The organism is Rhodopseudomonas sp. G2_2311 (assembly GCF_047501505.1).
GTDB classification, from domain to species: domain Bacteria; phylum Pseudomonadota; class Alphaproteobacteria; order Rhizobiales; family Xanthobacteraceae; genus Rhodopseudomonas; species Rhodopseudomonas palustris_H.
In genome coordinates, this window is sequence record NZ_JAZDRK010000004.1 from 96,627 (window position 1) to 108,063 (window position 11,437).

6 protein-coding genes and 1 pseudogene are annotated in these 11,437 nt (G+C 64.4%); 1 reads left to right on the forward strand and 6 read right to left on the reverse strand.

Annotated elements, in window-relative coordinates; genetic code table 11:
- Window positions 1-84: 84 nt before the first annotated feature.
- The 6 genes from VRZ08_RS08215 to VRZ08_RS08240 all read right to left on the reverse strand — a co-directional run bounded on the left by VRZ08_RS08215 (window position 85) and on the right by VRZ08_RS08240 (window position 10,248).
- A complete protein-coding gene (locus VRZ08_RS08215; RefSeq protein ID WP_011159463.1) occupies window positions 85-753 on the reverse strand; it encodes an SIS domain-containing protein in 669 nt (222 codons plus the stop codon).
- 122 nt (window positions 754-875) lie between these two features.
- The gene (locus VRZ08_RS08220) at window positions 876-1,796 is read right to left on the reverse strand and encodes an FkbM family methyltransferase (RefSeq protein WP_414532244.1); all 921 of its coding nucleotides are present in this window, start codon (window positions 1,794-1,796) and stop codon (window positions 876-878) included.
- Between the two features lie 155 nt (window positions 1,797-1,951).
- Entirely contained in the window at window positions 1,952-4,618 is a 2,667-nt protein-coding gene (locus tag VRZ08_RS08225) for a DUF1522 domain-containing protein (protein ID WP_346295415.1), read from the reverse strand.
- Window positions 4,619-4,925: 307 nt separating this feature from the next.
- A complete protein-coding gene (locus VRZ08_RS08230; protein ID WP_264074380.1) occupies window positions 4,926-6,533 on the reverse strand; it encodes a flagellar biosynthesis protein FlgL in 1,608 nt (535 codons plus the stop codon).
- Between the two features lie 8 nt (window positions 6,534-6,541).
- A complete protein-coding gene (gene flgK, locus VRZ08_RS08235; protein ID WP_414532245.1) occupies window positions 6,542-8,413 on the reverse strand; it encodes a flagellar hook-associated protein FlgK in 1,872 nt (623 codons plus the stop codon).
- 38 nt (window positions 8,414-8,451) lie between these two features.
- A complete protein-coding gene (locus VRZ08_RS08240; protein ID WP_264074382.1) occupies window positions 8,452-10,248 on the reverse strand; it encodes a flagellar hook-basal body complex protein in 1,797 nt (598 codons plus the stop codon).
- A 267-nt stretch (window positions 10,249-10,515) separates the two neighbouring features.
- Here VRZ08_RS08240 and VRZ08_RS08245 point away from each other — a divergent pair.
- Window positions 10,516-11,437: pseudogene (locus VRZ08_RS08245) on the forward strand (histidine kinase); the annotation flags it as partial.

Consider the following 11,437-nt stretch of genomic DNA (forward strand, 5'->3'; position numbering starts at 1 on the left):
ATCACTGCAAGTCTGAATGCAAGAGATACACGCATTTTTGCACGCCCTGATAGGGCCGCGCGGATCGCCGCTCGCCTGGTCCGGTCAGCCGGCCGCCGGCAGCGGCACGCGTTGGCCGCAGGCGAAATCGAGGATGGCATGGCAGATCGTCAGATGGCCGAGCTCGACAAACCCATATTGATCGGAGGCCAGATAGAAATTGATGTCGCCCTCGCGGCGCAGCGGATTGTCGGCCGAAAACCCGCTCAAGGTGATCACCCGACAGCCGCGCGCACGGGCCGCAGCGACGGCGTTGAGAATATTCGGCGAGCGACCGGACGAGGAGATCGCGATCAACAGGTCACCCTCCTGCGCGAACAGCTCGATCTGCTTGGCGAAGACCTGCTCGTAGCCGTAGTCATTGCCGAGACACGTCAGCATCGCACCGTCATTGAGGCAGAGCGCGCGCATGCCGCCGTTCTTGGAATAGTCGGTGGCCATATGGCTGGCGATCGCGGCGCTGCCGCCATTGCCGATGAACATCAGCTTGCGGCCATCGGCATGGACTTCGCGGGCCCAAGCAATCACCAGTGAGGCAGCGACTTCCTGCGCGAACGGCCGGCCCTCACAATCGGAGGCCTGCGCAGCGGCAAGGGTAGCCCGGAGGTGGTCGTAATAGCCGAGCATCTGCCGTTTCGACAGCAGCGGCGTCGCGGCGACATCCTCTGGGACGTCGTCGGGAATGGGGGCGGTGCTGTTACGCGACTGCGTCATCGGCGTCCTCGGCATTCCGAGCCATCACGGTTGCGCGTGATTCGTTAGCAATGTGTAAATCATGACCGGCCGCGGCGTCCGGCGCCAATCGCCTCGGAATACTACCTGGCCCTTGCGTGAGGTCATGACGGTGGCAGCCCCGGGATCGCGTCCTTGGCGGTGAGGAACGCGCTGCCCTGCTTGTAGGAGGTCGGCAGGTCAGCCAGCGTCTCCGCCCGGCGCCAGCCGGTCTTTTGGGTGAACAGTTTCACGCCCGCGCCGCGCGCATAGTCGAAGATCGCGGCGGCATTGGCTTCGCTGCCGATCTCGAGCATGACGTCGATCGTCGCCCAGCGCTCGCGCGGCAGCGAGGTGATGATCACCGCCTCGTGGCCTTCGGCGTCGATCTTGGCGAAGTCGGCCTTTGCGGCGATATCATCGAAAGCGGCAAGCCGCACCTTGAAGCGATCGATCTCACCATAGGGATCGAGCTTGGCGCCGGCGATATGGCTGCCCGTGGTATTGCCGCGCAGCCGGAGGAACTCCGCCTCACCCGCTTGCGCCGACACCGCCGCCTCGTTGACGTGGACGGTGGTGACTCCGTTGGCGCGCATATTGGCCTGGAATAGTGCGATATGTTCGGGGTCCGGCTCGTAGGTTTCGACCGTAAAGCCGCAGCGCGCCATCACCAGGCTATGCAGGCCGATATTGCCGCCGATGTCGGCGACGCGCCGATAGCGACCGCGGTTCTGCCAGTAGAACGAAAACAGGATCAGCTCGTCGAGCCCGAACAGGTCGAGCGAGTCCACCGCTCCCATCCGGTGATACGGAAAACTGATCGGTCCGAAAGGCCCGAACGGCACGTCGGTGCCGCCGCCGGCGAACAGCGCCACCACCGCGCTGCGCGCGGCCGAGGCCAAGGCCGTATAGGCGGCTCCGCCCGGCGCGTGATGCCGCGCCAGCTCGGGCAGAGCGGTGATGATATCAGCGAGGATCCGGTCGGGCCCCGGCGCATGTGGCGCCGGCGCAGCACTGGAATCGGCCCTCGGAGCGGTATCGGTCATGCAACGGCGCCGTTGAAAAAGATGAGCCCGAATCACCTGCACCTTACTGCATCCCTGTCCGCAACACGAACGTCGGGACGGCGGCAGCCGGGGCAGAAAGAAAGGCGGCGGGGTCGCCCCCGCCGCCCTCAGTCGTTCGATCAGCTACGCGGCGATTAGCGGAGGAGCTGCAGCACGCCCTGCTGAGACTGGTTGGCCAGCGACAGCGCGGACACCGCGATCGACTGGCGGGTCGTCAGCGCCTGGCTGTTCGCCGCTTCCTCGTTGGTGTCGGCCAGCGTCAGGTTCGACGAACCGGTCTGCAGCACGTTGATCAGGCTCTTCGAGAAGTCCTGACGGGCCTGCACGATCGACAGGTTCGAACCGAACGCGGAGGCCTGCGACCGCAGGGCGGTCGAAGCTGTGCTCAGCTTGCTCAGCACGGCGTTGGTGGCGTTGTTGTCGATGAAGTCGACGCCAGAGCTCAGGTTCGACAGGCCGAGGCCGGTCGGGTTGAAGGTGACGCCCTGGATCGAGATCGTCGACTTGCCGGTTTCGTTGAACACCAGCTTCAGGGTGTCGCCGTTCAGCAGGTTGACACCGTTGAACGAAGCGTCCTGAGCCGTGGTCTTGATCTGGTCGAGCACGTCGTTGAACTGCTTGACCAGGCCGGCGCGGGTGGTCTGGGCATTGACGTCGACCACCGGCGCGTTCGGCACCGAGAAGGTCAGGGTCGAAGCCAGAGTGCCGCCGATCACGCCGCCGTCCGAGCCACCCAGAGTGTGGGAAGCGTAGTCGTTCGACGCTGCGATCGTGAGCTTGCCGGAGGCGTTGTCGATCGACGCCGTCAGGTTGTTGGACGCCAGCGCAGCGTTCAGCTGAGCGAGCGACTTGACGGTGCCGTTGGTGCCGTCGCCGAAGGTGACGTTGGTGGCCGCACCGCCGTTGAAGGAGGTGAAGGTCAGCGTCTTGCCGTTCAGGCTGCCGGCCGAAGCGCCACGAGCCGCGGAGAACGAGCTGGAGCTGCCGCTCGGGCCAGTGAGGCCGAGGGCGGCCAGCGCGTTGCCGGTGCCGGTGATGCTAAGGTCGGAGGCAAGGCCGGTCGACAGCTTCAGCGAGCCGCTCGTGATCGACGAGTTGGCCGTGCCGTTGGCGGTCGAGATCGTCGCACCGGAGACACCGAGCGCGGCGGTGCGGACGCCGGTGGCGAGGTCGATGGCCTTCAGGACGTCATCGATCGTGCCCTTCTGCAGGTACACGGTCGAATTGCCCTGGCCGTCGGTCTCGACGTTGCCGGAGATGCCCTGGTGGGTCGACGACGCGGTCGGAACAGCGGCGTTCTTGAAGGTGATGGTCTTGCCGTTCACGTTCAGCGTGGAGCCGTCCGCGATCAGCGTGCCCATCGTGGTGCCGCTGGTGGTGCGCTGCTTGGTGAGAGTCAGCGGACCGGTACCGGTGGCGCTGGTCAGACCGAGGTTCTTGAACAGGTCGGTCCAGCCGGTGACGTTGAGGTCAGCGCCGGTCGAGCTGCGGATGGTGGTGATACCACCGGTGACGTCCGAAGCGGTCTGGCCGGAGTTGGTGCTGATCGTTGCGACACCCGACGAGATGGTCGCCGACTTGACGCCGTTGGCCAGATCGATCGCGGTCAGCAGGTCACCAACGGTCGCGTTGCTGAACTTGGTCTGGTCGCCGAGATAGATCGTCGAGTTGCCGTTGCCGTCGGTGCCGATACGGCCGAGAACGCCGGTGCCCGTCGGGATGTTGTTGCCCTGCGGAGCGTCGGAGGTCTTGAACGTAATCGTCTTGCCGTTGACCGTCAGCTGGGTGCCGTCAGCGATCGCCGCGGTGGTAAGACCACCATGGGTGTTGAACAGCTGCGTCGTGGCCGAGATGTTGGCCGAGGCGGTCGCAGCCGCGGTGTCGACGGTCTGCGCGGTCAGGCCGAGCTTGGCCAGCACGGCGCCGCCGGCGTTGTCGCCGATGGTCAGCGGGCTGTTGGTGCCCGAGTGCAGTTCCAGCTTGCCGGCGGTGATGGTCGACGAATGGCCGGTGTTGCCGTTGATATCGTCGATCGTGTTGGCCAGCTTGGTCAGGGTCTGGTCGAGACCGATCGTGTAGTTGCCGTTGCTGTCCTTGCTGGCGGCACCGGCGGTAGTGAAGGTGATGGTCTTGCCGTTCACCGTGATCGAGTCGCCCGCAGCCGGACCGGTCGCCGTGGTGGTCGAACCGTTGGTGAGGTCGCTGATCAGGTTGGAGCCGGCCGCGGTGGCGGCGGCGGTGCCGACGCTGAGGACGCTGCCGAGCGCGGTGTTGTCAGCGGCGCCGAGCACGGTCACAGCCGTACCCGCCGCGATGCTGACGATCGCGCCACCGAGGGTGTCGGTGCCGGACGCCGCGGTGCTGCCGCCCGCGGTGCCGTCGAAGATCACGTTGCCGGTGGCAACCGCGTTCGAGTAGCTCTGGGTGCCGCGCAGGTCGTCAGCGGTGGCGCCAGAGATGGTCGCCGACACGTTCGACTTGGTGGCGTAGCCGGAGGTCGTCTGCAGGGCCTGGTTGGCGATCGACTTGGCGCTGTCCACCAGCTTGTTCAGCGAGGTGATGCCGGTATTGGCGGCCTGCAGGATCTGCACGCCGTTGCCGATGCCATCGAGCAGGTTGTTGATGTCGCTGGCGCGGCTGTCGAGCGAAGCGGCGGTGAAGAAGTTGGTCGGATTGTCGAGCGCCGTGTTCACCTTCTTGCCGGACGAGAGGCGGCTTTGGGTGGTGGCGAGCAAGTCAGCCGTGGCCTGGAGCGAAGAAAGATTCTGGCGAACGGCGTTGGATAGAACGATACCGGACATTGTGATGCTACCTTCCTGGTGTGCAAACGCGATCTTCTTGATCGGTCGCGGAACCTTGCCGGCCAGACTCTAAAAATACGTAAAGGTAGAGAACCGGGTTTAACGGAAGGAATCGCCCGTAAAATCACTGGTTTGTGCAAGATGACACGGGCGTCGAGACGCGCCCCGCAGCCTCGCAAGACTACGTGGTTTGCTGGGATCAGTGAGCGTTTAGGAGGACTTGGGCTGCAGCTGGAACAGCCAAGCGGCGCCAAATCGGTCGCCGCGGGGCCGCCGGAGCGGCGGCCCGCCGTTCAGAGATAATTAACTAGAGAAACTTGACGAGGCTGAGCTGATAGAGTTTCGACGTCGTCTGATACGAGGCCTGGAGCGCGGTCTGTAGCGCCAAAAGCTTGGTCGCGACCTCATCGTTGTTGATGCCTTCAATCGAACTCAGCATGGTCTGCGCCAGGGCCTTGCTTTGCGTCTGCCGGTTAGCCGTGGCCTTGATCGAAGCCTGAGCGCCGGCCAACTCCGCCTGCATATTCTGGATCGACTGCTGGCCGGGAACGACCGCCAGATTAGCAGCCACACGCTGGTTGAGCGCAGCGATCTTGCCGGAACTATAGGGATCGGTCGCCGAGGTGGTCACCGCCGCGAACACCGCCACGGTCTGCAACTGCTTGCGCAGCGCCTGCTCATCGGCTCGGGCACCGTATTGCACCGTGATGGCGTCATCGATCTTGGCAACCGCCGTGCCACGGGCTGGGTCTGTCGCCGAGTCCGGCTCACCGTTATACCAGAAAATGGTATTAGCTTTGGTGCCGGCGACTTGCGCCGTGGCAGCGCCGAACGGCGCGGTACCTGCGACCCGCAGCGGCGGGGTGTTGTTGAAGAAGTCGTCGCCGGCCTTGATCGCCGAGGCCGCCGCCAGCGGCCCATTGGCCATCTTCTTCACTGCAGCCGTCAGTGCTGTCTGCAGATTGGCCGCGGTGACGGACGGTGAAGGCGCCACCGGCGGCACTGCGGTCGGCGTGCCCTGATCGATCGCAAAACAGCCGTCCGGCAGCGGCGTCTTTGACGACGCGGTCAGCGTGATGGTCTCCTGCGTTCCGTCCGGCATGTCGAACGTGAACTTCACGGTGTCGCCCTCGTTCGGAATGACACCATTGAGGTCGATCGACATCGCCTTCGGATTGGGGGCCGCGGGCGGGGTGGTCGGCGGCGTCTCGGTCGGCTGCGTCACCACCGCGCCGCTGATCGTGGTCGAAACCGCATTCAGCTTCATGCCGAACGGCGACGGCCCGATCGGGGTCGGAGTGGCATACGGATTGGCCGCGAAGTCCTCCCCGATCTGCACGGTTGTGACAGTCGCGCCGGTCGACACGATCGTACGGCCCATGCCGTTGGTACCGACGTCGGCATCGTGGCGTTCGCTGATCACCTGCTTAAGCCCGGCGATCGCCGCGCCATCCCCGTTCATGATTTTGTCGGCCGCGGTGACCGGCGCGGTGTCGGTGATCCGGCCGCCGAACAGATAGCGATCGCCGACCTGTGCGTTCAGCATGTCGACCGAGTCGAAGAAATCGAGCGACGCGGTCTTTTGGCCCGGAGTCTGACCGGTGTTGTCCAGCGTCGAACCGGCGCTCACCGCCGCGCCCTTCACCTCGCTGTTGATCGTCGCCATCCGCTGCAGCGACAGGTTCGCCACGCTGATGCGGGTGGTGATGTTGGTCATCGTGTCGCCGTAGCTGGCGATGTTCGACATCTGCGCGCGTAGGCCGATCGCAAGGCTGCGGCCGGTGCCGTCGCCGGCATAAGTGTTCGAGATCCGCCCGCTCGAGAGCTGCTGGCTCAAATCATCGATCTGGCTGCGGAGATTGAGGATCCCGGTGCCGATGTAGGAAGTACGCCCGCTTACGCCGTCGATCGCCATGGCTCGCCTCAAATCGCCTGCATCAGGGACTGATACATCTGGTTGATGGTCGACATCACACGCGCATTCGCCGCGTAGGCATTCTGCAGCGACAGCAGATGCGCCATCTCCTCGTCCATGTTGACGCCGGAGGACGTCGAGAACTTCTGCTGCAGCGTGTTCAGCACCACATTCTGGCCCTCCGACAGCTGCTTCGCCGCCGCCGCGTTGGAGCCCTGCTGGCTGACGAACTGCTGCAAATAGCTCAGCAGCGTGCCCTTATAAGGTGCCGCATCCGAACCAATTCCGGTCTTCGCCGAGTACAGATACTTGCTGGTGTTGAGCTGCTTGACCAGGAAGTCCGGCCGCGTGGTGTCGCCGGCGGCTGTCAGAGGCGAGGTCGAATACACCACAAGCCGGGAGTTATCCTTGATCAGATCGGCATTGACCGAGATCCGCTGCGCGAAGCCGGTCATCTGGCTGCCGTAGCCGTTGATCGCGCCGGTGTAAGCCGCTCCGTTGTCGTTGAACAGCGGCACCGACGCGGTGCCGCCGGTCAGTGACGTCTCCGTGGTGGTGACGGAGGCTGCCGTAATCGTCGAGAAGCCAGCGTTGTTCAGCACCGTGATATTCGGCGCGGTGCCGCTGAACTGCAGGTTGCGGCTGTTGAGCGCCGCATTGAGCTGCGACACCACCGAGCCGGACAGGCCGGAGAAATCGATCCCGACCGCGTAGTCGTTCGGATCGGCCGTGGCGTTCTGCGGCAGCGGCAGCACCGACGGATCATCGACCCGCACCACCGTCACCGTATGCTGCGCACCGGTCAGGGTATCGGTGTACGAGATGTTGACGGTGTTGCCGGTCTTCATCGACGACAGATCGAGATTGAAGCCCGCCTGGGTGCCGGAGGTGACCGCCGTGCCGGCCGTCGTCTTGTCCGACAGCGCGCTCGACAGCGACGCCGCGAACTGATCGAGCTGGGTCTGAGCCTGAACCAGTGTCTTGTCGCGCAGCTCGACATAGGCAGCCAGCTTACCGGATTTCAACGAGCTGGTCAGATCGGAAGACGAGCCGTTGGCGTAGCCGACCCGGATCGAGCCGAGATCGCTGATTGCCGTGTTTGGATTCCACACCGTAGTCGGCGAAACCGTACCCTGCGCATTGAAGCTCAGCGTCGCCGCCTCCATGCCGACGAGCTGCACGCCGGATCCGGTGAACACCGTCACCTGATTGGCGCCGTTGGTCACCACGCGGATGTCCATCAGTTGCGACAGCTGATTGATCGCCTGATCGCGCTGATCGAGCATCGCCGAGGTGGCCGCATCGGTCGATGTGCCGCCGAGCGGATTGGCCTGGATATGGGTGTTGATGTTGGCGATCTGCTGCATCAAATTGTTCGCGGTGGTCACTGCGTCGGCGATGCCGGTTTCGCAACCGGCGCGCAGCGTTTGGATGCCGTTGGACGTCGAGTTCAGATTGCTGGAAATCGCCTGCGCGGCGTTCAGCACCGCAATCCGCGCAGAGGTGCTGTCCGGGCTGGTTGCAAGCGCCTGCAGCGCGGTGGTGAGGCCGTTGTAGGAGCTTTCGAGCGTGCCGGTGGAGTTCGGATCGCCGAACAGCCCCTGCAGCTGCTTCAGGAAGTCAGAGCGCAATGACGCGTAGGCTCCTCCCGAAGTCTCGGTTCGAAGCTGGGCCAGAATGTAGTCATCGAGCTGACGGTCGACACCGACGACCTTGACGCTGGTTCCGGTCTCGCCAGCATTCACCGCCGACTGGTTGACCGTCTTGCGGACATAGCCGGGCGTCTCTGCATTGGCGACGTTGGATGACACCAGCGACATCGTCGCCTGGTTCACCCGAAGGCCGGCCATTGCAATAGCGAGTGCGTCTCCGAGACTCATGACTACCTACCCGGGGGTTGGAGGGCGGACCGCACCGCCTAGCGCATCACGTTGAGCAGATCCTGCACCATGGTATTGGCCGTGGTGATCACCTTGGTGTTCGCCGAATAGGCCTGCTGCGTGACGATCAGCTTGGTGAATTCGTCAGCGATGTCGGTGTTCGACGATTCCAGTGACGAGCCCGACACCGAGCCGCCCTTGCCGTACAAAGGCTGGCCGGATTCATTGGTGATTTCGAAGGCGCCGCCATCAGTGCGCTTGAGGAAGTTCGCACCGTTGAAGGTCGCGACCGACACTTCGGCGAGGTCGATATTGCGGCCGTTGGAATAGGCACCGACCACGCGGCCGTCGTTACTGACCGACACGCTGACGAGCTGGCCGGCCGAGTAGCCGTCCTGCTGCAGCTGGTTGACCTGGACGTTGCCGTTGGTGTCGGAGAACTGCGTCAGACCGCCGGTGCCGAATGCCATCGTCACGTCGCCCAGCGACACACCCGACACGGTCAGGCCGGTCAGCGTGATCTGGCCGATCACCGGGCTCATCTGACCGTTGGAGGCGAAGGTGAAGTTGGTATTGACGTTCTGCCACGCCGTCTGCGTGCCGGTCGCATTCGGATTGACCTGATAGAACAGGTTCCAGACGTCGGTGTGGCCAGTGCCGAGCGTAGCGGAGTCGACCTTGGCCCAGCGGAACTGCACGTTCACCGGCGCGCCATTGCCATCATAGGCCGTGGTGGATCCGCCAGAAACCGACTCGTCGAGGAACGTCTGGTTGTCGACGCCGGTCACCTTGCCGGTACCGACCGAACCACCGCCGTTGCGGACCACGTTGACGGGACTGGTGAGGCCGAGCGAGGCAAACGCCGCAGCGCCGGACGTCATGGCCAGATCGCTGGCGACGCCGGTGTGCAGCACCACCGCGCCCGAAGTCACAGTCGACGCCGCACCGCCGGCGGAGATCGCATCGATCTTGCTCAACAGGTTGGCGATCGTGGAGTCGATCGGGATGTGGGTCGCATCGTCGGTGCCGCCCGAAGCCGTGAAGGTAATGGCCGTGCCGTTCACCGTGATGGTGTTGCCCACTGCGAAGTCGACGCCGATCGAGTCGCTGCCGGCGACGCCGCTCAGCTTGGTCGCGCCGGTGATCGGGACACCCTGCTTGTTGTTGATCTGCAGTCCGGTCTTGGTGTTGTCGCTGAACGGGGGCGGAGTGGTGCCGAGAACCTGCGGGTTGGTAGCGAAGTCAGCCGCGCGCAGCAGTTCCGAGCCGGGGATCGACTTGTCGTGCTTGGTGGTCAGCGGATAGGAGGCCAAGTTGGCGCGGTAGCTGATCTTGGTGGTGGCCTGCGAGGGCAGGAAGTCGTTCTGAAACTTCAGGACGCCCGGGCTGCCACCGACCGGGTTGCCGGTGGTCGGGTCGATCTTGACGCCTTCCAGATAGTAGCCGGCGCCGTTCACCAGATAGCCGTTCTTGTCGAGCGAGAAGTCGCCGCGGCGGGTGAAATTGTCGACGCCTGGGAAGATCGGGTTGTTGTCGCTGAACGAGCTCGGCTTCTGCACCACGAAGAAGCCTTCGCCGTTGATCGCCATGTAGGTCGACACCGAGGCGGACTGCACCGAGCCCTGCGTGGTGTTGGTCAGCCGCGATCCTGCAGTCACTGAGCCGGCGAGCTGCTGGTTGTTGCCGGCCTGCGGGATCAGGTCCAGGAACGAGGTGTCGATGCGCTTGAATGCCGTGGTCTGCGAGTTGGCGATGTTTCCGGAGATGTTCTCCAGCGCATAGGAGTTGGAGCGCAGGCCCGCGACCGACGTGGTGAGAGCGCCGAAAATACCCATTACTGACTTCTCCCGATGCGGCCGCCCGTGGCGGCTGTTGACAGCAAGATCCAATGAGGCTTCCCGCAAGCCTCGTGCCAACGGACAAAACGAAGTCATTTCATATAGTTGGCGATTAGCTACGGGTCCTGAGGCCGGGGCGGTTTTGCCGGGTCGGGCAACTATTGCCGGGACCATTTGGCGAAAGGAGCCCCTTTGACGGCGGGGAACCAAACCCAAGCCCGCGCGTTGCGAACCGGGACAGCGAGGGGTTGATCGGGGGATCACTTGGCTGAAAATACGCCCGGCGGGCACCTGGGCCGCACAGACGCGGTCCCAGACAGTCTTTTTCTGGGCCGCGGCGAACTAGCGTCGCTAATGCGCGCGTTCGATTGGGCATCGACCCCGATCGGGCCGCCGGAGAGCTGGCCGCAGGCGCTCAAGACCGCAGTTCGCATCATGCTGACCTCGCAACAGCCGATCTGGATCGGCTGGGGCCCGGAGCTGACTTATCTCTACAACGATCCCTACAAGTCGATCATCGGCGGCAAGCACCCATGGGCGCTCGGCCGGCCGACCTCGGAAGTCTGGTCGGAAATCTGGGAGGACATCGCCCCGCTGCTGGCCAAGGCGACGAGCGGCCACGAGGGCACATATGTGGAAGCCCAGCTCCTGATCATGGAGCGCAACGGCTTTCCCGAGGAGACCTACTACACCTTCTCCTACAGCCCGATTCCGACCGACGACGGCTCGCCGGGCGGCATTTTCTGCGCCAACACCGACGATACGCAGCGGGTCATCACCGAACGGCAACTGTCGCTGCTGCGCGACCTGGCCGCCAGCGCAGCCCAATCCCGCAGCATCGGCCAGGCATGTGAACGCAGCGCTGCGGCGCTTGCCACCAATCCCCAGGACCTGCCGTTCGCGCTGATCTATCTGACCGACCTCGGCGGCGCTCACGCCGAACTGGCCGCTGCATCCGGGATCGATGCCGGGCACCCCGCGGTAAAGCCAACGCTGTCGCTCGCGGACGGCGACGAGCCATGGCCGGTCGCCGAAGCCTTCCGTCTCAACGCGCCGGTCGTGGTGCCGGATCTCTATGGCCGGTTCGGGATCACGTTTCCGACCGGGGGGGGGGGGGGGCCGGCGCCCCCGCCGCGCGGGGGGGGCCGGGCGCGCCGCTCCGCCCCCGCCCGCCCCCGGCACCGCA